The organism is Pseudoalteromonas sp. BZA4 (genome assembly GCF_040104395.1).
Classification (GTDB): Bacteria; Pseudomonadota; Gammaproteobacteria; order Enterobacterales; family Alteromonadaceae; genus Pseudoalteromonas.
Window position 1 is genome coordinate 42,994 of the sequence record NZ_JBECOT010000019.1, and the last position, 26,458, is coordinate 69,451.

The following is a 26,458-nucleotide window of genomic DNA, read 5'->3' on the forward strand; positions in this document are numbered from 1 at the left end:
GAAACCGACATGACTGACCAAATTGCTGTATTTACTAACGTCGGTGAGCGTACCAATGTAACAGGCTCGGCTAAGTTTAAGCGCTTGATCATGGAAGAAGATTACGAGACCGCTCTCGATGTTGCCCGTGAACAAGTAGAAAATGGCGCGCAAGTAATTGATATCAACATGGATGAAGCCATGTTGGACTCGAAAGCGGCGATGGTAAAGTTTTTAAACTTAATTGCCTCAGAGCCTGATATCTCAAAAGTACCTATCATGGTCGACTCATCTAAATGGGACGTGATTGAAGCAGGCTTAAAGTGTATTCAAGGTAAGGCCATTGTTAACTCAATTTCACTTAAAGAAGGTGAAGAGCCATTTATTCGCCAAGCTAAGCTAATTAAACGCTTTGGTGCTGCTGCGGTTGTAATGGCGTTTGATGAAACCGGGCAAGCTGAAACTGCTGATCGTAAGTTCGAGATTTGTCAGCGTAGTTACAAAATACTCGTTGATGATATTGGCTTTCCGCCAGAAGACATTATTTTTGACCCGAACATTTTTGCCGTCGCAACGGGCATTGAAGAGCACGATAACTACGCTGTTGAGTTTATTGAAGGTACGCGTCGAATTAAGCAAGGCTTACCGCACTGTAAAGTGTCGGGCGGTGTATCGAATGTGTCGTTCTCGTTCCGTGGTAATAACCCAGTTCGTGAAGCTATTCACTCTGTGTTTTTATACCACGCGATTAAAGCGGGTATGGACATGGGCATTGTTAATGCGGGTCAGTTAGCGGTTTACGACGATATCCCCGAAGAGCTGCGCAAAGCTGTAGAAGATGTGATCCTCAATACCGACCCAGGTGCTGGTGAGCGACTTGTTGAACTTGCACCAAAATACTCAGGTATGGCACAAGCAGAGAAAGTAGAAGATTTAGAGTGGCGTACTTGGCCTGTCGAAAAGCGCCTTGAACATGCGTTAGTAAAAGGCATTACCGAGTACATCGACGAAGATACCGAAGAGTGCCGCAAGAGCAAAGCTAAGCCTATCGAAGTGATCGAAGGCCCGCTTATGGACGGCATGAACGTAGTAGGTGACTTATTCGGTGCGGGTAAAATGTTCTTACCTCAGGTTGTTAAGTCAGCTCGTGTGATGAAGCGCGCCGTTGCCTATCTTGACCCTTTCATTGAAGCTGAAAAAGAAGAGGGCGCAACCAATGGTAAAGTGGTTATGGCAACCGTTAAGGGCGACGTACACGACATTGGTAAGAATATTGTAGGCGTGGTACTGCAATGTAATAACTACGAGGTTATCGACCTTGGTGTGATGGTGCCGGCAGAGAAAATCTTGCAAACCGCCATAGACGAAAAAGCCGACATTATTGGTTTATCAGGGCTGATTACCCCATCACTTGATGAAATGGTACATGTTGCGAAAGAAATGACTCGTCGTGGTTTTGAATTACCGTTACTGATTGGTGGTGCAACAACCTCTAAAGCGCATACCGCGGTTAAAATTGAGCCTCAGTATGATAAAGGTGTGGTTTACGTAAATAACGCCAGCCGCGCTGTGGGTGTGGTTTCTAATTTATTGTCGAAAGAGTTAAAGCCGGCATTTTTAGAGAAAACCAAGGGTGAGTATGAAAAAGTACGTGAACAACAAGCACGTAAAAAGCCACGCTCAAAACCCGTTACTTTACAGCGTGCTCGCGACAACGCAGTAAAACTCGATTGGGATAACTACACGCCACCTGTGCCGAAAAAGCTGGGTGTGACTGAGTTTAAAGATGTTTCGATTGCGACGTTAAGACAGTACATCGACTGGACACCTTATTTCATGACGTGGTCAATCGCTGGTAAGTACCCACGTATTCTTGAAGATGAAATTGTAGGTGAACAGGCTAAAAGCTTATTCGCTGATGCCAACGCAATGCTTGATGAGCTTGAGCAATCAGGTGCGCTGCAACCTTTAGGTGTCATTGGTTTATTCCCTGCAAACCGAGTAGGAGATGACATTGAGATTTACACCGATGAGTCGCGTACAACGCTTTTAACTACATCGTGTCATTTACGTCAGCAAACTGAAAAAACCGACTTTGCTAACTATTGTTTAGCTGATTATATTGCGCCAAAAGGCACTCCTGATTACTTTGGTGCTTTTGCGGTTACTGGTGGTCTTGAAGAAGACGACCTTGCCGATGCCTTCGATGCTAAGCAAGATGATTATAATAAGATCATGGTTAAAGCCGTTGCAGACCGTTTAGCAGAAGCATTTGCAGAGTACTTACATGAGCAAGTGCGTAAAGAGTATTGGGGCTATGCGGTAGATGAAAACCTATCGAACGATGAACTTATTCGTGAAAACTACCAAGGTATTCGCCCAGCGCCAGGTTATCCTGCTTGTCCTGAACATACAGAGAAGAAGAAAATCTGGCAGTTACTTGATACCGAACAGCGTATTGGCATGAAGCTAACCAGTTCATATGCAATGTGGCCGGGGGCGGCGGTTTCTGGTTGGTATTTTTCTCACCCTGAAGCTAAGTACTATGCAGTGGCGCAAATTCAAAAAGATCAGGTTGAAGATTACGCTAAGCGTACCAACATGACTCTTGCAGACGCTGAGCGTTGGTTGTCGCCTAATTTGGGCTATGAACCAGAATAATAACCTTTAGTTATTAGCTTTTGTTTAAATTAAAAACGAGCCCCAAATGGCTCGTTTTTTATGCTCATTTTTTATCATACTTTTTTCTTTTTAATTGTTTTAATACTGGCAAATTCCTTCTATTTTAAATATTTGTGTTAAAATTATTGAGATTGATCAAGAAATCTAAGGTGAAATTGTGATTGATACAGTGAATGCAAGTGACAAAGATAAAGCACGATTTTTACGTGTTTTTGCATTTATTGGTTCGATTACCTCGTTTTTAATGGCGATCACTAGCTATCAAGATGGTTACCATGCCCTTAGCTATTTATTGATTATTGGCGGCTTTGTGTTTGCCTCACCTTTCGTTATTAAAAATCGTGACGAAACCATCGCAGTACTTATGCTGTACGCCCTCTATTCGATGATGTGTTTTTTAATCGTCTCAGGAGGGAGCAATGGCACTGGGCCGTTATGGCTGTTTATCGTATCTCCTGTGACCTTTTTTATTCGTGGCTTAAAGCGCGGAGCGTTCGATCTTATCTTGCTTGCCATTATTATCTCGGTGCTTTTCTATTTTACCGATCAATTTGGTTATTACAGTTATCCGAGTCATTACTTTCCTACACGTGTCATGCTGTGTTTCTCGATTTTATGTATTTTGGCTGGCTTCTACGAATATTACCGCAACAAATACAGTTTGCAGTTAATGGAGCAACTTAAGCTTAATCAAAAGCTTGCTCGCACTGACGCAATGACAGAACTCGCTAACCGTCGCTACACAACTGAATGCTTGCAAGATAAGCGCTTTGGCGAAGGGGCTGTGTTCTTGCTGATGGATGTTGATAACTTTAAGCAAATCAACGATACCTACGGTCATCAAGTGGGCGATGAGGTGCTGATATTTTTTGCTGATGTATTTAAAAACGTGTGCACAGAAGACGATGTTATTTCCCGTTGGGGCGGCGAAGAGTTTTTAATTGTGATCCCAACAGGGTATGAGCTTAGAGCCAGAAAAGTCGCTGAAAAAATCCATAAGAAGCTTGCTGAAAAGCCATTTACGAGCGGCCAGCATCGTTTTAATGTCACCTTAAGTATTGGCTTGTACGTGCGCGTTGCTGATGAGAGCATGGATCATTGTTTGAACATTGCTGATAAACGGCTTTACCGCGCTAAATCGCAAGGTAAAAATCAAACGGTTGCTGAAGTCGATTTAGCAAAGCATGAGCCTGCTTGATAAATAAAGCCGCAATTAGCGGCTTTATTGATTGCTCAAATTAATGGCTTTTTTCAAAGTCGCTGACTTCACGCTCAGCTTCTTCCTTAGATTTACCGTATTTTTGCTGAAGTTTACCAACCAGCTCTTTACGGCTACCTTCAATTTTATCTAAATCATCATCGGTAAGGTCACCCCATTTACGTTGTGCTTTACCTTTAAGCTCTTTCCAATTGCCTTCTAAACGATCGCTGTTCATCATAATCTCCTTACTTTGTTAAACATTCATCTTAGTAAGAGCAATCGCTGTACCAATTTGGTGTAACTTGTTAACTCATTGATTTATAGTTTTTTTGTGTCTTTGCATATAATGAGTGGAATTTAAAAGTTTGCAATTACTACGTAGTTTTTAGCATCAGCCTGTAATATTTTCTGTTGCGCTAGTTTTTAGATACTTAGTGGCTCTTAGATGTATAGCGATTGATTATCCGCGTGTATTCTTCAGTTGATTTTAGTTTACGCAAGTTCTCGTTAAACAGATCTCTTAAGGCTTCGTCTCGAAATAAAAAGCCACTGGGGTTTTTGCCAAATAACGCAAATCGTTGCACAGGTTTAGAGACATCAATTTCATCATTGATATTAATTAACGCTCGATAATAATCAAAAATTTTACCGTCCATCTGGATCACTTCGTAGCGCTCTCGATACAAAAGCTGTACTTGTGCAAGCTGATCATAGGTTTCTGCGTATTGTGGGTTTTCTCTGGCCATTGCTTGATATTCTGGTGAGAGTAATTCTTTTGCACCTTGCCATGCAAGAACACTAAAGTGTTTTAATTGTGCAATTGAACTAAGCTGCAGGTTTTGCTTGGCCAGACTAAAAGCAAAGTTCTCGTAGCTGTAAGCAATATCTGAAAAGTAACCGCTCATTTGATGGGTTTCGATAACTTTTTCATTAATATCAGACACAACATCAACAAAGTTCTCAGTATACAAAGGGATCCGCCTTGCATAGGGAACGTAGACAAAGTGTATTTGATAACCGTGAACACCGAGTGTTGCACGAAGTAAGTCAGGAATAATGCCTGTGTTGTCTTCAACCATGACCCAAGGGGGTAGTGTATTGCCAAGTGCAACCGTAATTTTTTGCTGACTAAACGCTTTTTGAAACGGGAAAACTAAAAGTAGCAAGGTGATTAAAATACGGGTGTAAATCCTGAACAAGTTAATTCCTTATTCTGATTTTTGTTTGGTCGTTTAATCAAGAATAAGTCTAAACTGGCAGAATGCAATGTTTTCACTTCTAAAGCCCGAGATAGAAAATAAGCCTATAGCCATCGCAATTTTTAGTTTTTTGATACAATGCGCGAAAAGAAAGTAAGAGATACCTAACGTGCTGCCAGTTCAAGATATTTATCAATCCCTGTTAACCACATTACAGAGTAACCCAATGGCCTTATTGCAAGCGCCACCGGGAGCGGGTAAATCGACATGGCTGCCTCTTACCCTAATGCGCGAAGGGCACTTTAAACGCATTGTTATGTTAGAGCCAAGACGACTGGCCGCACGCAATATTGCCCAGTATTTGGCAAGCCAGCAAAATGAAAAAGTCGGTGACAGTGTCGGCTTACGCATTCGTGGTGAATCAAAAGTAAGTTCTACAACTAAACTCGAAATTGTCACTGAAGGCATGCTGACGCGTATGTTGCAAAATGACCCAGAGCTTAGTGATGTAGACTTACTTATTTTTGATGAGTTTCACGAGCGCTCAATTGCCGCAGATACGGCTTTGGCATTTGCCCTCGAAACACAGGCTGCACTTCGCGATGATTTAAAAATCTTACTGATGTCGGCAACCTTAGACGGCGAACGTTACAGTGAGTTTTTCAGCTGTCCTATCATCTCATCACAAGGACGAAGCTACCCCATTGATGAAGTGTATATTCCACTTAAAGACGAAAGCCGCTGGCTCGATGACATACCTGCAGTAATAAAACAGGCGCTTAGTGAGCAAACGGGCAGTGCTTTAGTATTTTTGCCAGGGCAGCGTGAAATCATGCGCGTTCAGCAGTCTTTAAATGATTTAGGTGATAGCGTCGAAGTATTTAGCTTGTATGGTGAGCAAAATAAAAACGAGCAACAAGCTGCTATCGCGCCTCCTAAAAATGGCAAACGCAAAGTGGTATTAACCACCAATGTCGCTGAAACCAGTTTGACCATTGAAGGAATACGCATTGTGGTAGATAGCGGCAAACGTCGTGCTGCCAATTTCAATTTAAAAACCGGTGTTACAGAGCTTGTTACGCAAAGCATCTCTCGTTCTTCAGCCATACAGCGCGCTGGTCGTGCTGGGCGAATTGAGCCGGGGGTTGTGTATCGATTAGGTTCTAAACAAACTTTTGAGCGCCGTAATAGCCATGATGCGCCAGAAATTTTGACCAGTGATATTAGTCAGTTGTTATTAGAGGCAAAGCAGTGGGGGGCATCACTTGCTGAGCTTAGCTTACTCGACCCACCTAGTAGCCAGCAGATTAAACAAGCAACGGCACTTTTAAAAATGCTCGAAGCCATTGATGAAAATGAAAAGCTGACACCTCTTGGCAGCCAAATGCTGAGCTATGGAGCCGATATTCGCCTCTCGCATATGCTCATTAAGGCAAAGCAACTAGAGCAGCACATGTCTGGTATTTATGTATTAGCGGGGTATTTAACTGCACTGCTTGAAAGCCGCATTAGTATGCCAGCGGATCTTAATTTGGCATTGCATAGTCAGCACAGCAAACCGCACCCAGTATTTAAGCAGCAATTAAATTATTGGCTATCGCGCTTGCAACTCAAGCCGGTTAATGAGCTTAAAACAGAGTACTTGTCGCTGCTGGTGGCACTTGCCTTTCCTGACCGCCTAGCCAAAAAGCGCGGTAATGGTTATTTACTTGCCAATGGTGCAGGCGCCGATTTAAGTGAGGAGTTTTGGCATAACGATGACTATATTGCCATTGCGCATATGGGCGGCCATAAGGGAAACCGTGTTTTTGCCGCTGTTGCCTTTATGCCAAGTGAGCTTGAAGATGAGCTTTCGCATTTATTTACTGAGCAAACTCGCTGCGAATACGATGAAAAAGCAGGGCGTTTTATCCATCAAGATGAGCTTAAGCTGGGTGCCATCACCATAGCGAGTCAGCCAAGTAAACAGCCACTAGATAAAAACGAGCGCACCAAAGCTTGGTTAAATTTATTTAGTAAGCGGGGCTTTTCGTTATTTAATGAACAGCCCGATAGTGAGCAGTTACTTATTCGAATGAGTTTGGCAAGTAAGCTGTTACCAGAGTCATTCCCGTGTTTAAATCATGATGATTTAATTGCCGATAGCCAATGGCTTGCACCTTATTTGGATGATATTAAAAACCTTGAGCAATTAAAAAAGTTCAATTACAGCGAAGCGATTAAAAGCTGTTTTGATTGGCAGCAGCAAAGTTTATTGAATGAATTGCTCCCCTTACGATTAACGGTGCCAAGTGGTTCAAATGTAAAAGTGACCTATCAGCTAGATGGTCCTGCGAAGCTAAGTGTGCGCATGCAAGAAGTGTATGGCATGACCAGCACGCCTTTGCTGGCCCAAGGTAAACTGCCATTATTAATGGAGCTATTATCACCAGCGAGGCGGCCGCTGCAGTTAACTCAAGACTTAGCTAACTTTTGGCAAACAAGTTACCGCGATGTGCAAAAAGAAATGAAAGGGCGTTACCCAAAACATTTTTGGCCAGACAGCCCTGCCACCAGCCAAGCGACTAATAAAGTAAAAAGTAAGATGTGATTTTAATGAAATGAGTTTTACAGCGCTTTGGATTAGGCTTAAGCGATTACTTCTAACCCTTTTTGCTCTGCCAGAGTGAGCATTTTCAATGCTGCTCCTCTTGGTGAGCTATCACCTTGCTCCCATTTTTTAACTAACTTGTCACTGACATTTAAGTATTGAGCAAAGACCGGTTGAGAGAGGTTGTACTTCAGTCTTAAATTACGAACTTGTTCGGGGGTAAACTCATGAACATTTGTAAGGCACAATGCGTCAAATTTACGCATCGTCGTTTTGTCTATAACTCCTGACTTTTTTAATCCACTCACTGTTTTGTGAACTGACTTTAATATGTCACTCATGATCATCACCTACAATTAAAAGTTCGCCATCATCGACTAGTTGTTTAAGTTCACTTTGGGAAAATCGAATAAACTCTTTTGCTAACTCTTTTAATGCTAATTTTTCTTTAGCATTTATATTAGCTCTAGCGTTTTTAGCAAACGCATAGAGAAAGAAATATTTATCACCAATTACCGCCCCGACGATAGTTCTATAACCAGTTCTTTTTCCTTTACTGCCTATGGCTACGCGCTTTTTATAGACATTACCACCTAGGTCTGCATCGTAAAGGCCTGCTGACATCTCTTTGCAAGCGTTTATTAAATCAGCATCAGATAGGCTTTCTTTTTTCGTGCGCGAAACAAAATCCTTTGTTTTATAAATCATAGTATACTCCGTTAGGGTACACTTTCAATGTTTCACTCAGTAGCCAATCAATGATAATGAGGTTTTCATTGGTGTCCCTCTAATGTTGATAGCAGAAGTAATGGGTGATTATCAGCTATCTATCTGCGCAAAACCAATACGAATAAAATAAACCGTTACAATTTCAAGCCTTGTTTGGGTTTCTCTTTTGTTGGTTGTTTAGTAGTCTGAATTAGTCATTAGTAAAAAAGAGAAAGTCGGTGTCTGCAGCTATTACCCTTGCTCAATACGTTAAAAAACGCACAGGTGTGCCTCTTGGCCATAAAGATTCGTTGCGCAATATGCTGACACGCTCGCTGGGTGCGAGTTCGTTTTATCTTTTTTGGCGATATTGGAATCCGGTGTGGAGCTATTACTTATCTGGGTATGTGATGAAGCCTTGCAATGACATTATGCCGGCTTGGTGTGCCCTTGCTGTTACTTTTGCCGTCAGTGGGGCGCTGCACGATTTAGCTGTGAGTTTAGTGAAGTTAAAGCCACTATTCTTTTTTACTCCTTGGTTTACAGTGATGGGCGCTTTGGTATTAGTAAGTAAGTACAGCCAAATACAGTTTAGCTCTGCTCCTTGGTTGTTAAGAGCGCTCGCCAACATCAGCTTTATTGTATTGAGCTATTGGTTGACGAGCCACCTTTTTTAGCGCGTTACTGCGTTGCTAAAGGGTAGTCAGTGTAGCCTTTAGCACCGCCTCCAAATAAGGTATCTGGATCATGCTGAGCCAGTTCAATGCCTTGTTCAATGCGCGCTGGCAGATCTGGGTTTGCAACAAACGGGCGGCCAAAACCTATTAAATCAGCCCAGCCTGCGGCTAATGCTTGCTCTGCTTTCTCGCCAGTGTATTTGCCTGCATAAATCATTAATCCAGCATAGTTTTCACGTAGCGCTTGCTTAAAACTTTGCTCCATTAATGGCGCATCATCCCAATCAGCTTCGGCAATGTGCAGGTAAGCAACGTTGAGTTCATTGAGTACTTTTGCTGCGCCAATATAGGTTTCAAACGGGTTATCATCGACCGTACCATTGAGGGTTGTGAGTGGAGCAAGGCGCACGCCAACACGCTCAGCGCCAATTTCATCACATACCACTTGTGTCACTTGTTGTAAAAAGCGTAAGCGGTTTTCTAAACTGCCGCCGTATTCATCAGTACGTTGGTTCGACTCTGAATCAATAAATTGATTAATTAAATAACCATTGGCAGCGTGAAGTTCAATACCATCAAACCCTGCATCAACTGCATTACGAGCAGCTTGACGGTATTCGTTTATAACATGTTTGATGTCGTCATGACTCATTGCACGTGGCTGTGCTGTGGCAACAAAGTCAGGTTTGTCATCTTCATCAATAAAAACTTTAACGTCTTTCGCTGCAATAGCAGATGGCGCAATTGGTTGCTCGCCACCTGTGTTACTTGGGTGAGACACTCGGCCAACATGCCAAAGCTGAGCGAACATAACGCCACCAGCTTGATGAACTTTGTCGGTTACTTTTTTCCAACCTGCAATTTGCTCGGCAGTATAAATACCCGGTGTCCAAGCATAACCCTTACCTAGGGCTGATATTTGTGTGCCTTCGCTGATAATTAAGCCAGCGCTGGCACGCTGTGCATAGTAGTTGGCCATTAACTCATTGGCGATATCACCCGGTTGTGATGAGCGAGAGCGGGTCATCGGTGGCATAACAATGCGGTTTTTTAATGTATGACCGGCAAGTTGTACGGTATCGAATAATTTGTTCATTACGGCTCCTTGAAAGCGAATATGCTTTCAGCATAACGAAAATCATTTATGAAATTAATGCCACTAATCACAAAACACTTTTGTTAAAAGTGCAAAAAACTAAAGCGTTAACCTTGGTGCTATAAAGTCTAAAAACGCTAATACTCGTGATGACACACCGCTGTTTTGGTAATACACCGCATGCACTTTTTCGCGGCGATTAGGGCTCAGTACCTCGCCTTCAAGCACTTTTACTAAACGGCCTGCTTTTAAATCTTCGTTGATCATAAATTCCGACAACAAGGTAATGCCATGACCTTGAATACAAAGCTGGCGTACAGTTTCACCACTTGATGCACTGATTGAAAATTTAAGATCTAAAGGCGTGGTTAGCGGCCAGTGATTTAAATGCGGCGCATCGGTAAAACCAATAAGCTGGTGCGAGGCTAAATCGGTTAGCTCATTTAATGGCGGTGCCGTTTTTAAATAATCAGGGCTTGCAACGAGCTGTAACTTACTAACTCCCAAAGTGCGCGCATGCAAGTTTGAGTCAGCAAGTTCGCCAATACGAATAGCAATATCGGTTTTATGCTCAAGTAAATCGATAATGTTGTCGTGGCTGGTGATCTCAAGTTTTATGTCAGGATAAGCTTGGTTAAAGGCTTTTAAATGTGGTGCTAATTGGTGAAACACAAAGGGGCTTGCAGCATCGACTCTTAATTTTCCTGATGGCGCACAGTGCAAAAGCTTTAAGGCCTCTTCGCCTTGTGCGAGCTGACTGAGTGCTTCTCTAGCATAGCCTAAAAATAACTGACCTTCTTCGGTCAGCTCAATGCGTCTTGTAGTGCGGTTGAATAAGGTAACGTTTAAGGATTTTTCGAGCCGAGTTACCGCCCGTGATATTTTTGCTACTTGCTCATCTAATGCATTGGCTGCACTTGAGAACCCGCCGGTATCAACCACGCTAATAAATGCTTCTAAATCTTGGGTGTTGGAGATCACGCTCATGGTTTTACCTTTTCATTTTTGACAAAAGTATTTTGTCACTACTGCTATTTTTTGCAAATTTAATTTTAGCCACAATAGCCGCACTTTCAAAATTAAACAGAGGATATGTGATGCCAATAGCATTACTTGCGTTAACTCTCAGTGCGTTTGCCATAGGCACCACTGAGTTTGTGATTGTCGGCTTAGTGCCAACCATCGCTGATGATTTAACGGTTTCGTTACCGAGTGCCGGGCTACTTGTTAGCTTGTACGCATTAGGTGTTGCGGTGGGGGCGCCAGTATTAACCGCGCTTACCGGACGCTGGAATCGAAAACATGTATTACTTAGCTTAATGAGCCTATTTGTAATTGGTAATTTACTGGCTTGGCAAGCACCTAGTTATGGTAGCTTGATCACTGCAAGGATTTTAACAGGCCTTGCCCATGGGGTGTTTTTCTCAATTGGTTCAACCATCGCAACAGGGCTTGTCAGTAAAGATAAAGAAGCCAGTGCTATTGCGATTATGTTTACCGGTTTAACGGTTGCATTAGTAACCGGTGTGCCGTTAGGGACTTGGATTGGTCAGCACTTTGGTTGGCGAGCGACCTTTTTAGTAGTGTCTTTACTAGGCTTGATTGCACTGGTTGGTAGCGCGTTTTTAATTCCGAGCAACTTAAAGCAAAGTAAACCGGCGACTTTGAGTGAGCAGCTAAAAGTAATGGTGCAACCTAGGCTTTTACTGGTGTACTTTATGACCATACTTGGTTATGGCGGCACATTTACTGCCTTTACCTATTTAGCGCCTATTTTAGAGCAGCAAACTGGTTTTGCATCAGCCACTATTAGCTTAATCATGCTGGTATATGGGGTATCGGTTGCTGTTGGCAATATTTACGGCGGTAAGTTAGCCGATAAAAAAGGCCCCATTAGTGCGCTGACTATTATCTTTAGTGCTTTAAGTATTGTGCTGTTAGTGCTGACCTTTACCATGCAATCTAAAGTCGCTGCGGTACTGACCATACTTGTATGGGGGGCATTTGCGTTTGGTAATGTGCCTGGGCTGCAAGTCTATGTGGTTAAACTTGCCGAAAAGTTCACCCCCAATGCCGTCGATGTGGCCTCAGGGTTAAACATTGCAGCGTTTAATATCGGGATTGCGCTAGGCTCAGTGTTAGGTGGCTTTGTCGTTGAAAGCTACTCATTGCAAGACACTGCTTGGATTGGCGCTATCATCAGTTTAGCTGCGTTAATTGCAACACGATACAGCGGTTATTTAGATAAACGCGAGACCCCAAGGCCACAAACAGCTTAAACTAAAATATTGATAGTTCGGGGCTTTGTCGTTATTTTAGGTTCGTAGTTTGATTATTAGTCAATAACTAAAACCACAAGGAATAACGATGAAGCACCTTTATTTTCTGGCTATTTGCCTATTTAGCACATTTAGCAGCCAAGCAAAGCAAGCTAACCCAGAGCTCACAGCATTAGCACAACAGTACTTTAATACCATGGTTGCAACACAAGCACCGAATGCCACCAACAAAGAGCTAGAAGCCTTTTTAGCTTTATTAACTGACGATGTAGCAAACCAACACTTGCCTTATCAAACAGATGATGCAAGAGAGCCAGATGGCAAAGCAATGATGCGTAAAGGTATGACTTTTTACCTTGGTGCGCACACCGAATACCAAGCAAACTTACTCGATACCTTTATTTTTAATGATTCAGCCATTGCCTTGCGTTATACCCATCACGCTAAAGGTATACACCCACAAAACCAGCAAGAAATTGAATACACGCAAACCATTATGGATGTGCTCGAAATAGAAGATGGCAAGATAGCGGTTATTCGTAAATACCACGAATGAGCTTAGCTTAACTTTTAGCCTAACATGAGCGCTTTTATAAGCGCTTTTTTATTAATAATACGCCTGCAATAAATTTTCTCTTTTTTCCGCATTTCAGCTTAAATTCATACTTTTTAGGCTTTTTTTGAATAAATTTAAAACTTTTTTATATTTCTGATAATAAACGTAAGAACAGTGGGTTAGCTTAACTTACGTGTGTAGCTTTGCGGTTGTTTACAATTTGTCAACCTTGAATTGCCATGCTCATTACCTTAACCTTTATTTTAATTGAACGTTCAATCAATAAAAAATTATGCCGAAAGTTGGAATGGAACCTGTTCGTCGTCAGCAGTTAATTGACGCCACAATAGAGTCGGTTGCAGAGCTTGGTTTGCAAGGCACCACCATAAATAGCATTAGTAAAAAGGCAGGCTTATCGTCTGGCATTATCAGTCATTATTTTGGTGGTAAGCAGGGCTTAATTGAAGCCACTGTGCGTTATTTATTGACCAGCTTAAAGCAAGCACTTTTGAATCAAGTAACGCCACAGACTAGTCCAGAGCAACGATTAATGTTTATCGTTGAAGCAAACTTTTCGCGTATTCAGCAGCAAAGCAACAACACCAAAACTTGGTTGAGCTTTTGGGCGCATTCAATGCACGACGCCCAGTTGCATCGCTTACAAAACGTAAATAGTAAACGTTTATTTAGTAACTTATTAAGCTCATTCAAACAGTTAATGAGCGATAGCGATGCCAATTTAGCTGCTGAGCTAAGTGCAGCCATGATCGATGGTTTATGGCTAAGAGCCGTATTAAGTAAGTCAGACCAAGATCAATTCGAAAATTGTGAGCGATTAGCTAAAGACTACATTCGTTCACTGATAAAACAGTATGGAGCCTAAAATGACCACACCTGTTTACGAAAATTTTATTAATGGCCATTTTTTAAAGAATCAAACTGGCGATACCTTTGCAGTTAAGAACCCTGCAACGGATGAAGTGATTTATCACGTTGAAGTCGCTGATGAGTTTATTCAAAACGCGGCAATCGAAAGCGCAAAACAAGGGTTTGCAGCATGGTCTGCAATGACGCCAATTGAGCGTAGCCGTATTTTATTAAAAGCCGTGGCAATCTTACGCGAGCGTAACGATGAACTGGCAAAAGTAGAAGTACTTGACACGGGTAAGCCATGGCAAGAAGCCGAGTGTGTCGATGTTGAAACTGGCGCCGATGTTATCGAATATTTTGCTGGTCTTGCTCCTGCGCAAGTGGGTCAGCAACAAATGGTTGGCAATGATTTTTACTACACACGTAAAGAGCCTTTAGGTATTTGTGCCGGTATTGGTGCATGGAACTACCCACTACAAATTGCTTGTTGGAAATCAGGCCCAGCACTGGCTGCGGGTAATGCGGTTATTTTCAAGCCTTCTGAAGAAACACCACTTGGTGCAATTAAACTTGCAGAGATTTTCATCGAAGCGGGTGTACCTGCTGGCGTATTCAACGTTGTGCAAGGCGCTGCTGAAGTCGGGCAATGGTTAACTGCAAATCCAAATATTGAAAAAGTGTCGTTCACTGGTGAAGTAGGCACAGGCAAAAAAGTAATGGCAAGCGCTGCTGGTTCACTTAAAGATGTGACCATGGAGCTTGGCGGTAAGTCACCGTTATTAGTATTTGATGATGCCGATGTATCACAAGCTGTTAGTGCGGCAATGTTAGGTAATTTTTATACGCAAGGTGAAATCTGCACTAACTGTACGCGCATTTATGTGCATAAAAATGTTTATCAGCAGTTTATTGATGAGCTGAAAACACGCACAGAGCAAAATATTATTGCTGGCGACCCAATGGATCCTGAGGTGAATTTAGGGGCGCTTATCTCTAAAAAGCACCAAGAGCTAGTACTTGGCTATATCGATAAAGGTATTCAAGAAGGCGCAACCTTACTAACCGGCGGTAAGGCACTATCACCTGCATCTGCGCCAAACGGCTACTTTGTGGAACCGACCGTTTTTGTCGATTGTAAAGACAACATGACCATAGTTAAAGAAGAGATCTTTGGCCCGGTAATGAGCGTGTTAGTGTTTGATGATGAAGATGACGTTATTCAGCGTGCAAACGATACCCACCTAGGCTTAGCCGCAGGCGTGTTCACTAAAGATATTCAGCGTGCACACCGCGTGATCCACCAGTTACAAGCCGGTATTTGTTGGATAAACAGCTATGGTAATTCACCTGCAGAAATGCCAGTAGGTGGTTACAAGCAATCAGGTATCGGCCGTGAAAACGGTATCGAAACTTTAGATCACTATACCCAAACTAAATCGATTTATGTGGGTATGAGCAATATAGAGAGTCCATTTTAATGAGTACACAGAACTATGATTACATCATAGTCGGTGCTGGCTCAGCAGGCTGCGTGTTGGCAAACCGACTATCAGCAGACCCTTCTAATAAGGTGTTATTACTTGAAACGGGCGGTAGTGATAAAAGCATTTTTATAAAGATGCCTACCGCGCTATCAATCCCAATGAATACTGACAAATATGCATGGCAATTTCATACCGAGCCAGAGCCATATTTAGATAACCGTCAAATGCACTGCCCACGAGGTAAGGTGTTAGGTGGCTCATCATCGATTAACGGCATGGTCTATGTACGTGGTCATGCCAAAGATTTTGATGAATGGCAGCAACACGGCGCTAATGGTTGGGATTACCAAGCATGTTTACCGTACTTTAAGCGTGCGGAATCATTCTACTTAGGTGGTAACAGTTACCGTGGCGATAACGGCCCATTAGGGGTTAATAACGGTAATGAAATGGCTAATCCGCTTTATAAAGCCTTTATCAAAGCGGGCCAACAAGCAGGTTATGCGCAAACTGATGACTACAATGCAGCCCAGCAAGAAGGTTTTGGGCCAATGCATATGACAGTTAAAGATGGCGTAAGAAGCTCTGCTAGCCGTGAGTATTTAGACCCAGTTAAGTCACGTAAAAACTTAACGCTAGTCACCGGTGCTTTAGCTGAAAAAGTTTTGCTAGAAGGCAAAAAAGCCGTGGGCGTTGAGTATTCAGTATCTGGCTCTAAGCAGCAAGCATTTGCAGCAAAAGACGTTATTTTAAGTGCGGGCCCAATTGGTTCACCGCATATTCTGCAATTATCGGGTATTGGTGATAAAGACATCCTGAGCGAAGCGGGTGTTGAGGTTAAACACCACTTACCAGGTGTTGGCCAAAACTTACAAGACCACTTGGAGTTTTACTTCCAATATAAGTGTAAGCAACCAATTACTTTAAACGGCAAATTAGGCCTTGTTTCAAAAGGGCTAATTGGTGCTCGTTGGTTATTAAATCACTCAGGTTTAGGGGCGACTAACCATTTTGAATCATGTGCATTTATTCGCTCAAAACCGGGTGTTGAATGGCCAGATATTCAGTATCACTTTTTACCAGCAGCCATTCGTTATGACGGTAAGAGTGCCTTTGATGGTCATGGTTTCCAAGTTCATGTTGGGCATAACAAACCAAAAAGCCGTGGTGCAGTAACGATTAAGTCAGCGGATCCTCAGGTTGCGCCTAAGATCCAATTTAACTACTTACAGCATCAAGATGACATTGAAGGCTTTAGAGCTTGCGTACGTCTAACTCGCGAGATTATTGAGCAAAGTGCGTTTGATGAGTATCGCGATGGTGAAATTCAACCCGGTAAAGATGTTCAAAGCGATGAAGAAATCGATGCTTTTGTTCGTCAGGCGGTTGAGAGTGCTTACCATCCGTCATGTTCGTGCAAGATGGGTGAGGACGAGATGGCCGTGGTTAACTCGCAAACTCAAGTACACGGTATCGAAGGTTTGCGGGTTGTGGATTCATCTATCTTCCCAACCGTTCCAAACGGTAATTTAAATGCGCCAACCATTATGGTGGCAGAAAAAGCGGCGGACCACATTTTAGGTAAGCCTGTGTTATCGGCATCAACTGCAGATGTTGCCATGGAAAAACAATGGCAATCAACGCAGCGTAGTTCGGAGATCTAATAAGGCCACCCGCAGTTTCGGCTGTGGGGCTTGCAGTGGCGCGCATCACGAGTTGTTTGTGGTGCGTTAATGCGAGGAATAAAACTGGAGAAACAATGAAGTATTATTACTTATTTTGGGGGGGTAACTATGACCTTTTGGCTTAGTGCTGGCATCATTTTTACCCTGTTAGCAATTGCGGTTATTTTATTTAAATGGGGTACGGTTAGGTGTGTTGGCGTCACACCGGTTAGAACGTTTACGTTCATTGCAATTTTATTTACATCGGGCCTAGACGTTGGCTTGATTATGTTTCCACTGACAGAGTTTGCAGGTTATGCAGACATAAAAGCAAGCCCAGAGTATGCGTTTGCCAATCCTCTAGCCATTGAATTTGGTTATTGGGGCTTCTTGATCTGGGGATTTTATTTCCTTACGTGCTTTTATTTCTGTGTAATAGAACCCAAAGTAAAGTTCTTTGAAATTGCTTGGGTAAAACTAATTAATAACATCGTTATTATTGGTACGTGCGCATTTACTGCATTTTTACTGCTGTCGAATTTACCTTGGTATTTGCCGTCGCTTGGTGATGGTGAGTCAATTATTCCGACATTCTACTTAATGGTGTTTGCAGCGATTTGTTTTGCTGTGTATTCGAGCACAGACATTAAGTATGTACGCTTTTTAAGTATTTCTACAACTTGGTTGTTTATCGCTTTAATTGCATTTATGTGGTTCGGTGCCTTTGTTGGTTCTGATGCACAAACATCTGCATTTGTTGATAACCTTGCGTTGATCGGCGGTTACTTTGGCAATATCAATGAATTTATATTACCGCTGAATGATTACCATGCCTTCTACCTGTTTTGGTGGTTTGCTTGGAGCATCATGATTGGTCAATTTACCTCACGTTTTGTGGGTGGCTTAAAAACTTACCAAGTGCTGGCGGCTATGTTGATTTTCCCATCTATTCCAATCGCTATCTGGTTTAGTGTTTTGTATCAATATCATGAAGCGGGTATTGCAACAGCAGGCCTGAAAAACATCGCTATGGTGTTTGTTGGTGTGGTGTTTGTGATCAACTCACTTGATTCTTTGATCCGTTTATACACAGATAACCTAAACTTAACGGTGAAACGTTTAGGTAAATTTAATTATATTGCCTTGAATGTGGTGGCGCTTTCATTATTAACCCTGCTGTTTAAGTTCGACTTTTTACAGATCCAATGGGTTGGTGCGCTCGTTATTGCGTTATTTTTCGGCTGTGCTGCGTTTATTGGCTACAGCAAGTTAAAAACAGTGAAAAATATCGAAGGTTCACCAAAAGACAATAAATTAGATTACACAAAAATAGAAACAGTTAGCTAAGGGAAACCAACATGACAACAAGACAAACAGTATTAGCAGCAGCGTTGCCATTGGCATTACTATCGACATCAGCCATGGCTGACTTATCGACTACGGTTACATTGGCATCAGATTACACCTTCAATGGTGTAAGCCAAACTATGAATGACCCAGCGATTCAGGGCAGCTTAGATTATGCCTTTGCAGATTCAGGTATGTATGTAGGTACTTGGGCTTCAAATGTAGATTTTGGCGATGGCACAGACATCGAGTGGGATGCGTATTTTGGTAACTATGCTGAGCTAACTGACACCCTTAGTGTTGATTATGGTATTGCTTACTACTCATACCATGGTGAAGATTACTCAAGCGATGGTAATTATTTTGAGACTTATGCAAAGTTTGGCTATACCAATAGCCTAGGTTTCACAGAACTTAACTTCTGGTACGCTTGGGATTACTTTGGTACCGATGCAGGGCATGTGATTTCTATGGTTGCCCATACCTTTGAAATTGCGCCAAATCATGCAATTCGTGCCAGCTTTGATATTTCTAACTCACTCGATGGTAATAAGTTTGCTTGGGATGGTAATGATAAGTCGTACAACCATTATCGTTTAGCCTATCAAACAAGCTTTGCAGGTTTTGATTTTGAGCTTGCTGGCGAAAATACCAGCCTTGACTGGGATACCGCAGATGAGCGAATTGTCGCGTCTATTTCACGTAGCTTTGATTTATAAGTAGAGCGTTATAATCTCGGCTTTAAAATGAAACGGCTAACCTTGTTTAGCCGTTTTTTATGCCTAGAATATAAGAATTAAATTTCTTCGCCTTCGTGTTGCATTGCTAAATCATCAAGCTCTGCAAGAGTGTAATCAAAACCACTGGTATCGACTTCGTAGCGTATTTTTACGCCATAACCACCTTGGCAAAGACTCGCAGTGACTTTAGCCACCGACCAGTGTTTAAGCTTGTTTAAAAACCGATTGGCGGTTTGCTGTGAGTCAAAGCGATAACTGACTTGCGATTCCATCTATTTTCTAGCCTAAAATTTTTTCGAGAGTGTATGAAATTGCTCTGTTTAAATCAATTGCTCATTGAAAAAGGCCAATGTGCGTTGCCACGAAAGCTCCGCCTGTTTTTCATCATAACGAGATGTAGAGTCGTTATGAAAACCATGATTTGCTTGCTCATACATGTGCATAGTGTAAGGCACTTGATGCGCTTTTAAGTCGCTCTCGTATTCTGGCCATGTTGCATTAACGCGTTTATCAAACTCGGCTAAGTGTACAAGTAGTGGGGCTTTGATGTTTTGTCTGAGTTCTTTAACGGCCGGAGTGCCGTAATAAGGCACGCCCGCATCAATCAGTTTGCTATCAACTGCTGCTAGGTAGTTAACCATATATCCACCAAAGCAAAAGCCTACCGCACCAAGTTTGCCGTTACTATTTGGGTGTCTTTTTATGTATTCTGCTGCGGCGATAAAGTCTTGTTGGATTTTTTGTTTATCCATAGAGCGTTGCATGGCGCGGCCTTCATCGTCATTGCCAGGGTAGCCACCAAGAGGGTGTAATGCATCTGGCGCAAAGGCAATAAAACCGGCTTTGGCAAGGCGGCGAGCAACATCTTTAATATAAGGGTTTAAGCCCCTGTTTTCGTGGATCACTAATACTATTGGGAGCTTGCCCGTTAAATTAGCGGGTTCGACTAAATAGCCTTTACCTTCGCCATGACCTTTAAACGAATCAAAGGTTTTATAACTGGCTTTAATATCAGGGTCATTAAAGGATACTTGCTCAGCTAATGCGTAGTTTGGCAGTAAAGCGCTACTTAGCATTGCCATTGAATAACCAAGGGCGACTAAGCCACCCAGCTTTTTCATAAAGGTACGGCGGTCCATCAAGCCATGGGCGTATTCATCGTACCAATCGAAAGCTTCTTGGGGAATGTGGTTATGGCGTTGCTCAGTCATACTTATATCCTTTAAAAACGAGTTAGGTTTATAACTTTAGCTGAAATATCAGCGATTAACAGCCAGTTGCTTTGTTTGTATTACTACGTCCATAAAGCGGCGCTGCCAAATGGCCTTAAAGGCTTTGTTAAATAGGTATAAAAAAATCAACGGCATTAATAACAGTTTTAAAATCAGCAGTGACAAGATATTCAAAAAGTCGATAAATAAGTCTTCGACGGCTGCCACCATGTTGCTAATGCCAGAGGTGACGGTGTCGATAATTTTACTCACCTGCGACGATTGGTCTTGATTGAGTGATGCGTTAAGGTTTTCTAGTTGTTCGTTTAAGGCGTCTTTGTCTAAGTTCAGCTGTCTTTGCTGGTTTAGTACCGCATTAAACTGCGCTGTTAATTGCTGCTTTTTATCAAGTAATGGCTTTGCTTGTTCAAGCTCAGTAAAGGTCAGTCGCTCAGACAAGCTGCGGGTTGCTTGAATCGCTTCTATTTGGGCTTCGAGCTCTGCTAAATCACCTTTGAGCTCAGTGGCTCGCTGGTGGTTTTTAATCTGCTGCTCATTTAATAGAGAGAGCTTGTCGAAGATGGTTTGTTTTTCACTATCGACCTCAGCTTTTAGCTTGGCTGATAGGGCAGAGGTGTTATTTGCACTACTATTCACCGTCTCGACTTTTTCGCTCACGATTTCACTTTGCTGGTTTATTTGCTCATCTAAGAATATTTGGCTCACGAGGCCTGTTGTAAGCACCACAGCAGGCACTAAAAAGCGAATTAAAATTAAGCTCGCCATAATCTTATGACGTAAGTTAGGAAAATAGTTACGCCATTCACATATAAAGTAAGCGACGACCGAAACAGTAAAAAAACCACTAAAAATAACCCCAGAAGAAATGGTGTATAAAATGCGCTGTAAAAATAACGAGCCTATAGCGAGGCGCATAGCATCCGACATGTATTCAGCTAAGTCATTGACTGGGTCGAGTAGTTGTGCAGGTTGAATACTCGCAATACCAATGCCCACTTCGGCTGATTGCAATAGCGATATAGCAGCATTAACTGTACGAGATGAAGCGTACACTAGGGTTGATTGCACAAGGGCGCTGTCGATAAAGCGCATAATGAAATGGTTATAATGCTCTAGCCAACAAAGAAGTAGCAGTATTGTAAGAGATAAATACTTGATAATATGTTGTTTAGTTAGCATAACGCCCCCGACAGTTAGTACGCTTGTTCACGCTACACTATTCATAGCCGTTGAAGCAATCTAATAGGATTGAATTATTTTGCCTATTAACTGTCTATGAATTGCTATTCATCGCTTTAGAGGAAATATGAAAGAACCTGCATCAATTGGCCAGTGCTGCATTGAAGATTTAGATCCAGTGCAAGACTTAGGTCGCTTAGTCTCTTACTTACGTTCAAACCTAGTGACTCATCTTGATAATGCTTTAGAGGATAAAGAGCTAACCTCGGCTCAGTACATTGTGGTTGTGCTACTTGCGCGTGGTAAAGTAAATACCTTGGCTGAGCTTTGTGAGCACATGATGTATGACCGCGGTGCCATGAGTCGGTTACTTTCTCGTTTAGAAGACAAGGGCTTAGTTGCAAAAAAGCAGTCAGTTGAAGATCGCCGTTCAACTCTTTTATGTCTCACAGAAAAAGGCCAACAGCTTTACCCAGAAATTTTACCCACTGTAAATGATATCTATCGCAAAGCACTTACAGGCTTCTCTGATGATGAGCAAGAGCAACTCGCAAGCTTATTGTTTAGAGCAATTCATAATTTAAAAGCATAAATTTCTCTAAGCGGTACATTGTCGCTGTAGACGCATTTTGATAATATAGTTGCCTAGGCATTTAATTTTAACAAGTCCGGGTTGTTATGTTTGAATCATCTTTGCTTGCAGAGCTTCACGCTCAATTTCCAGCTCATCAATTTAGCCCAGAAGGTTTGTCGGTTGTTCACACAGGCCGCTTTGCCAATGCCATTGTTTATCGTTATAAAGACGCGAAATTTGATTTAATTATTAAAGATTTTCAGCACAGCCCATGGTGGGTGAGAAAAACAATCGCGCCGCTTTTTATCAATCAAGAGTACATGGGGCTGGCACGCCTGCAAGACGTAGACGGAGTGGTTGATAACTTTTGCCGCTTGTCATCGATTGCTATTGCTTATGATTTTATTGAAGGCACGCCACTTCGCCAGCTTGCCTTGCAACAGCAGCATTTACCGAGTGAGTTCTTTAAAGAATTTGAGCGTTTGGTAGCAAAAATGCATCGCCGCGGCGTGGTGCACCTCGACTTACGTAATTTAGGTAATGTTATTTGTTCAAAAGACGGCAAGCCTTACATTATTGATTTTCAGTCCGCGATTCGCTTTGCACGATTTCCGCGCTGGTTACAGCGTTTTATGCGTGGTGCCGATATGAGTGGGGTTTATAAAGCATGGCATAAGTTAGCCAAAGACTCGTTACCGCAAGCAAAGGCGGATTATTTGCACGACTTTAATCATGTGCGTAAGCGTTGGATTTTTAAAGGTTACCCGATTCAACGTGCCTATTTGTGGTGTAGTGGGGCAGTAACTCAGATTCTTAATTCTGAATTTGTTCGCAGTATATTAGATAGATTGTAAAAAGCGCGCTTGCACGCGCTTAGTGGGGAGAACTAGTATTTAGGCCAACCATTAGCATCCCAATTCAGGGTGCTGATGAGCAATTTTGGGGTACCATTATCACCTGCATCATAAGCATGACGAACAATCACATCGGTATTTAAAATGTCTTGTCCACCTGGACCTACCCATTGGCTATTACCCGCATCAAGAATGCTCCCGCCGCTAGCTAGCATGTCGGTGCCATTTTTATCTAGGTATGGACCGCGGATGTCACTAGAGCGACCATACGCAATACGGTAAGTACTATTCGTGCCATCACAGCATTTTCCAACTGAAACAAACAAATAGTAATAGCCTCGGCGATACACTATGGTAGGTGCTTCGATGCCACCAGAGCGACTTGCTAAAGAGTAGATTTGACCAAATGGTTTCATGGTCATTGGGTTAATACGCGTTAGTTTAATACCCGAATTCCATGAGCCAAAGGCAAGCCAAGGTGCACCATCTTTTGCTACCACGAGATCGGGGTCAATGGCGTTATAATTATTGCTATTGGTCGTGTTAATTACTAAACCATCATCACGCCAATCACCAGCTGCCACGCTACTTGCTGAGGTAAGGCCAATAGCGCTAACACGTGAACCAAAGGTCGAAATCGAATAATAAAGCCAGCTACGACCATTGTAGCTTTTTAATTCAGGCGCCCAGACATCAATTCCATCATGATCTGGTACATAGTTACTCCACCAGCTTAAACCATTTGAGAAAATTGGCTGCGCATCATTCCAATCTACACCGTTACTTGAATATTTACCGTAGATACCAGGGCCTGTTTGAAAAACCCACCAAGTGCCATTTTCATAGCCAAGGGTTGGATCGTGGGTGACTAAATTACCAGTAAGTGGCCAGTGATCTGCAGCGCCATTGGTTGTGGATGGATCCCAAGGGGTTGATTCAACATTAGCAAGCTTGGTTAGCTGCCACTGCTGTGCATCGCTGCCGTTGTAGCTCCACTGGCTAATATTCGCGCCATCGTTGCCATCAAAAGCATAAAGGTCGAGTGCCTTACCACTGTGATCGTTAATGAAGCTGTAATAGCCGCTACCTTCATCATTAATTTGCCAGTGTTGGCTGGCAAGATTAGCGTACTCATATTGCACCACATTGCCGCCATCGGCAGTCGAGAAGTCAAACACCTCTAGGGCTTTACCACTATTTAAGTTAATAACCGAATAGTTGCTGCCACCTATGTTGGTGATTAACCAGCGCTGGGTGTCGTGATTCGTGTCAGCCCATTGACTAACATTCGCACCATCGTTGGTTTGCGCGCTGGCCACTTCAACAAACTTAGCACTGTACTTTGATTTAATGGTGTATACGCCATTATCAATAGCATAAGCATTGGGCAGTATGAGGGTTGTTGCCAAGCTGAGCGCAGCTAGGGCTTTTTTTGAAAGTATCATTGTGTCTCCAAATCATTGTTATTGAGCTTTCCTTGTGTGTTCTGCTCCTTGGATGAGTTTTGATCAACACCAACTCTCTTAAGAGGATTAGTGCAAATGAAAACCATTTATAATACTTTATTATATTATTATATTTGTAAAGGTGTTCGGTAAAATAATTAACAAAAATTTTACCTTTGACTGTTTTGGAAGGGACTTTAGTGTTTAGCTGAGATACAAAAAAGCCACTCAGTGAGTGGCTTTTCGGATGTTATTGAGTAATAAACTGGCTGGGAATATCCCATTTGAGGGTATGCAGTTGGCCTTGCCAAGTTTGTATTGTGATCCACAGTTTATCATCAGCTGAGATGATTTTAGGGGCTATCGCGTGGGCGTGCTGACCATGATTGGTGCCATGCATTATGCCTTCTTCATCTTTAGCAAACTCCGTTAGTGCTAAAGGCGCTTGGCCAATGTTTAAATACGCCTGACGAACATTGCTTATGTCACCTTGATTAAAGGCGATAAAGAAATCTTTCACATACTCATTGTGGTGTGAGTACGGGGCATCTTCATTTAGCGGCATCGGGGCGATTTTAAATTCGCCCGCTTGTTGCTCTTGCCAAAGTGCAGGAAACTGAGGGTTTAATGACTGATAAATAAACCACACAGGCAAAGCCAGTACCACAGCATGTAAAAGATACTTTTTACGCTGCCACCAAGTTGCTTGTAAACGAGCCATTAGTTTGCCTCCTGAACGTTATTTACTGGCGCTGATTGGCGCGCTTTTACAGGTTTGTTATTTACTAATTTTGCGGCGTACATCATAAAGCCAGTGATTGACATACCACTTAAAATTAAACCAAAGATAAACCAAATAACCTTTGTCCACAGACCGCCAATATTACCGTAATGCAGCGGATCGGCGATATGTGAAAGGGTGAGTAATCCCGACATGGTTTCTGGGCTTTTGCTTGCTGCAATTTCACCCGTCCAAGGATTGATTGAGGTTGAGTAAGCGTAGTTATCGTAGAAAATAGTATCGCCACTGCCCATGATATTAAACATGCCGCGGTTATGCTCTGGCAGCATCACATAGCTAGGTTTGAAATCTGGGTATTTCTCTTTGGTAATAGCCAGTGCCGCTTTTAAATCGGTTGGCGGTGTTTGTTTATCCGCAGGTAAAGTTGAAACCGCCACGAGCGGTGCGTGCTCTTCTATGTCTATTTCGTTATGCCACATGATGGCTTGCACTAAATACCACAGGCCTGTTAGTGCCATTACTGCCATAAACCAAATTGACCAAACGCCACTTAAGGTATGTAAATCTTTTAGAAAGGTTTTTTTACCTTGATTAAAACGTAGTTTTGGCTGGCTAAATGCACGCCAAAAGTTTTTATAAATCACTAAGCCTGTTACTAGTGCACCTAAAAGGACAAAAGCCATGGCGCTGACGAGGTAGTAACCTACGCTGTAACCTTCTTGCCAAGGGAAGAATAGCCAGCCGTGTAGGGTACGCATAAATTCAATGAATGAGATAGTGTCATTAACCGCTTGTACTTCGCCGGTGTATTGATTGACGTAAGCTACAGCATAAGGTTTGTCGGTATCAGTGAAAATAACCGCATTAACCAAGTAAGGCTCATAAGTAAGTACACTCATTACATCGGCAGTCGGGTAGGCTTTTTCAACGCTATTAATAACTTGATCAACACCAAGTGCTGGTAAATCATTTGGGTTGTTTGCTCGTGCTTCACTGTTGGTCAGCCAAGTAAGCTCATGGCTTATAACCGACACAGTACCTGTGACACAAATAAAGCAAAATAGCACCCATACTGGGAGCGAAAACCAACCATGTAGTTGGAACCAAAGACGTTTACTCATGGTAAAAATAGCCCGACGTTAATTGATGATAGTAATTGTTATCATTTAAATTGTACTACAATCTTTTGAACAAACACAATCTCTGTCGACGAGCTGCAAAAAAGGCGCTATTAAGCTGTCTCTTATACACAAATCCCTGCTAAGAAATTAGCGGGGATTTTTTTGAACTAAATTTCAACATCATGATCAGATCTTCAAATCTTGTTTGGAGACACATTATGATTAACGACCATACTCAT

At 42.4% G+C, this 26,458-nt stretch carries 25 protein-coding genes; 13 read left to right on the plus strand and 12 right to left on the minus strand.

The features are described from left to right. The first annotated feature begins 9 nt into the window (after positions 1–9). Together metH and ABMY41_RS10155 are read left to right on the plus strand one after the other, a co-directional pair. A complete protein-coding gene (gene metH / locus ABMY41_RS10150) occupies positions 10–2,640 on the plus strand; it encodes a methionine synthase (protein WP_349274604.1) in 2,631 nt (876 codons plus the stop codon). Between the two features lie 178 nt (positions 2,641–2,818). After that, positions 2,819–3,859: a GGDEF domain-containing protein gene (locus ABMY41_RS10155; RefSeq protein ID WP_175080005.1), complete on the plus strand. Its 1,041-nt coding sequence runs from the start codon at positions 2,819–2,821 to the stop codon at positions 3,857–3,859. 40 nt (positions 3,860–3,899) lie between these two features. Here ABMY41_RS10155 and ABMY41_RS10160 read toward each other — a convergent pair whose 3' ends face one another. Both ABMY41_RS10160 and ABMY41_RS10165 read right to left on the minus strand, forming a co-directional pair. Beyond that, a complete protein-coding gene (locus tag ABMY41_RS10160) occupies positions 3,900–4,097 on the minus strand; it encodes a CsbD family protein (RefSeq protein ID WP_054562286.1) in 198 nt (65 codons plus the stop codon). A gap of 196 nt (positions 4,098–4,293) precedes the next feature. Then, positions 4,294–5,061: a transporter substrate-binding domain-containing protein gene (locus ABMY41_RS10165; protein WP_349274605.1), complete on the minus strand. Its 768-nt coding sequence runs from the start codon at positions 5,059–5,061 to the stop codon at positions 4,294–4,296. Positions 5,062–5,230: 169 nt separating this feature from the next. Between ABMY41_RS10165 and hrpB the strand changes: the two genes are divergently transcribed. Continuing rightward, positions 5,231–7,651 (plus strand): ATP-dependent helicase HrpB, encoded by a 2,421-nt coding sequence (gene hrpB / locus ABMY41_RS10170; protein WP_349274606.1) that lies wholly within the window; start codon positions 5,231–5,233, stop codon positions 7,649–7,651. A 38-nt stretch (positions 7,652–7,689) separates the two neighbouring features. On the opposite strand, the gene ABMY41_RS10175 is transcribed toward hrpB, so the two are convergent. Both ABMY41_RS10175 and ABMY41_RS10180 read right to left on the minus strand, forming a co-directional pair. After that, positions 7,690–7,992 (minus strand): DNA-binding transcriptional regulator, encoded by a 303-nt coding sequence (locus ABMY41_RS10175; protein WP_287242823.1) that lies wholly within the window; start codon positions 7,990–7,992, stop codon positions 7,690–7,692. Beyond that, on the minus strand, positions 7,985–8,359 hold the full coding sequence (locus tag ABMY41_RS10180) for a type II toxin-antitoxin system RelE/ParE family toxin (protein ID WP_289097878.1): 375 nt from the start codon (positions 8,357–8,359) through the stop codon (positions 7,985–7,987). The genes ABMY41_RS10175 and ABMY41_RS10180 overlap by 8 nt, the downstream gene beginning before the upstream one ends. A gap of 239 nt (positions 8,360–8,598) precedes the next feature. On the opposite strand from ABMY41_RS10180, the gene ABMY41_RS10185 reads away from it, so the two are divergent. Then, complete coding sequence (locus tag ABMY41_RS10185) at positions 8,599–9,036, plus strand: acyltransferase (protein ID WP_349274607.1); 438 nt, start codon at positions 8,599–8,601, stop codon at positions 9,034–9,036. A gap of 4 nt (positions 9,037–9,040) precedes the next feature. On the opposite strand, the gene ABMY41_RS10190 is transcribed toward ABMY41_RS10185, so the two are convergent. Together ABMY41_RS10190 and ABMY41_RS10195 are read right to left on the minus strand one after the other, a co-directional pair. After that, positions 9,041–10,132 carry an alkene reductase gene (locus tag ABMY41_RS10190; RefSeq protein ID WP_349274608.1) on the minus strand — a complete coding sequence of 364 codons (1,092 nt, stop codon included), beginning with the start codon at positions 10,130–10,132 and terminating at the stop codon, positions 9,041–9,043. Between the two features lie 99 nt (positions 10,133–10,231). Next, positions 10,232–11,119, minus strand: a complete 888-nt coding sequence (locus ABMY41_RS10195; RefSeq protein ID WP_175082306.1) for a LysR family transcriptional regulator — start codon at positions 11,117–11,119, stop codon at positions 10,232–10,234. 110 nt (positions 11,120–11,229) lie between these two features. On the opposite strand from ABMY41_RS10195, the gene ABMY41_RS10200 reads away from it, so the two are divergent. The 7 genes from ABMY41_RS10200 to ABMY41_RS10230 all read left to right on the plus strand — a co-directional run bounded on the left by ABMY41_RS10200 (position 11,230) and on the right by ABMY41_RS10230 (position 19,051). Further along, the gene (locus ABMY41_RS10200) at positions 11,230–12,411 is read left to right on the plus strand and encodes an MFS transporter (RefSeq protein ID WP_349274609.1); all 1,182 of its coding nucleotides are present in this window, start codon (positions 11,230–11,232) and stop codon (positions 12,409–12,411) included. A gap of 88 nt (positions 12,412–12,499) precedes the next feature. Then, a complete protein-coding gene (locus ABMY41_RS10205; protein WP_287242815.1) occupies positions 12,500–12,967 on the plus strand; it encodes a nuclear transport factor 2 family protein in 468 nt (155 codons plus the stop codon). Between the two features lie 292 nt (positions 12,968–13,259). Continuing rightward, positions 13,260–13,850, plus strand: coding sequence for a transcriptional regulator BetI (gene betI / locus ABMY41_RS10210; protein ID WP_055020667.1), 591 nt, complete (start codon positions 13,260–13,262; stop codon positions 13,848–13,850). Position 13,851: 1 nt separating this feature from the next. Continuing rightward, the gene (betB, locus tag ABMY41_RS10215; RefSeq protein ID WP_349274610.1) at positions 13,852–15,315 is read left to right on the plus strand and encodes a betaine-aldehyde dehydrogenase; all 1,464 of its coding nucleotides are present in this window, start codon (positions 13,852–13,854) and stop codon (positions 15,313–15,315) included. Further along, positions 15,315–16,985 carry a choline dehydrogenase gene (betA, locus tag ABMY41_RS10220; RefSeq protein WP_349274611.1) on the plus strand — a complete coding sequence of 557 codons (1,671 nt, stop codon included), beginning with the start codon at positions 15,315–15,317 and terminating at the stop codon, positions 16,983–16,985. The genes betB and betA overlap by 1 nt, the downstream gene beginning before the upstream one ends. Before the next feature lie 129 nt (positions 16,986–17,114). Continuing rightward, positions 17,115–18,332, plus strand: a complete 1,218-nt coding sequence (locus ABMY41_RS10225) for a choline transporter (RefSeq protein ID WP_058586477.1) — start codon at positions 17,115–17,117, stop codon at positions 18,330–18,332. Positions 18,333–18,343: 11 nt separating this feature from the next. Beyond that, complete coding sequence (locus ABMY41_RS10230) at positions 18,344–19,051, plus strand: TorF family putative porin (protein WP_175082308.1); 708 nt, start codon at positions 18,344–18,346, stop codon at positions 19,049–19,051. Between the two features lie 77 nt (positions 19,052–19,128). Here ABMY41_RS10230 and ABMY41_RS10235 read toward each other — a convergent pair whose 3' ends face one another. Genes ABMY41_RS10235 through ABMY41_RS10245 form a run of 3 tightly spaced genes read right to left on the minus strand, consistent with a single transcriptional unit; the run spans position 19,129 to position 21,483 of the window. After that, positions 19,129–19,344 (minus strand): hypothetical protein, encoded by a 216-nt coding sequence (locus ABMY41_RS10235; RefSeq protein ID WP_054562273.1) that lies wholly within the window; start codon positions 19,342–19,344, stop codon positions 19,129–19,131. Between the two features lie 48 nt (positions 19,345–19,392). Then, entirely contained in the window at positions 19,393–20,283 is an 891-nt protein-coding gene (locus ABMY41_RS10240; RefSeq protein WP_175079996.1) for a dienelactone hydrolase family protein, read from the minus strand. A 48-nt stretch (positions 20,284–20,331) separates the two neighbouring features. After that, on the minus strand, positions 20,332–21,483 hold the full coding sequence (locus tag ABMY41_RS10245) for a hypothetical protein (protein WP_349274612.1): 1,152 nt from the start codon (positions 21,481–21,483) through the stop codon (positions 20,332–20,334). A 127-nt stretch (positions 21,484–21,610) separates the two neighbouring features. Here ABMY41_RS10245 and ABMY41_RS10250 point away from each other — a divergent pair, with 127 nt between their 5' ends. Both ABMY41_RS10250 and ABMY41_RS10255 read left to right on the plus strand, forming a co-directional pair. Further along, positions 21,611–22,075: a MarR family transcriptional regulator gene (locus tag ABMY41_RS10250; protein ID WP_062566738.1), complete on the plus strand. Its 465-nt coding sequence runs from the start codon at positions 21,611–21,613 to the stop codon at positions 22,073–22,075. An 86-nt stretch (positions 22,076–22,161) separates the two neighbouring features. After that, positions 22,162–22,911: an RIO1 family regulatory kinase/ATPase gene (locus ABMY41_RS10255; protein ID WP_349274613.1), complete on the plus strand. Its 750-nt coding sequence runs from the start codon at positions 22,162–22,164 to the stop codon at positions 22,909–22,911. A gap of 32 nt (positions 22,912–22,943) precedes the next feature. Here the strand turns inward: ABMY41_RS10255 and ABMY41_RS10260 are convergent, their stop codons facing one another. From ABMY41_RS10260 to ABMY41_RS10270, 3 genes are all read right to left on the minus strand, one after another. Continuing rightward, complete coding sequence (locus ABMY41_RS10260; protein WP_349274614.1) at positions 22,944–24,356, minus strand: family 43 glycosylhydrolase; 1,413 nt, start codon at positions 24,354–24,356, stop codon at positions 22,944–22,946. 250 nt (positions 24,357–24,606) lie between these two features. Continuing rightward, positions 24,607–25,077 carry a hypothetical protein gene (locus ABMY41_RS10265; RefSeq protein WP_217874770.1) on the minus strand — a complete coding sequence of 157 codons (471 nt, stop codon included), beginning with the start codon at positions 25,075–25,077 and terminating at the stop codon, positions 24,607–24,609. Further along, entirely contained in the window at positions 25,077–26,228 is a 1,152-nt protein-coding gene (locus tag ABMY41_RS10270; RefSeq protein ID WP_175080015.1) for a PepSY-associated TM helix domain-containing protein, read from the minus strand. Before ABMY41_RS10270 ends, ABMY41_RS10265 begins: the two co-directional genes overlap by 1 nt. Between the last annotated feature and the right edge of the window lie 230 nt (positions 26,229–26,458).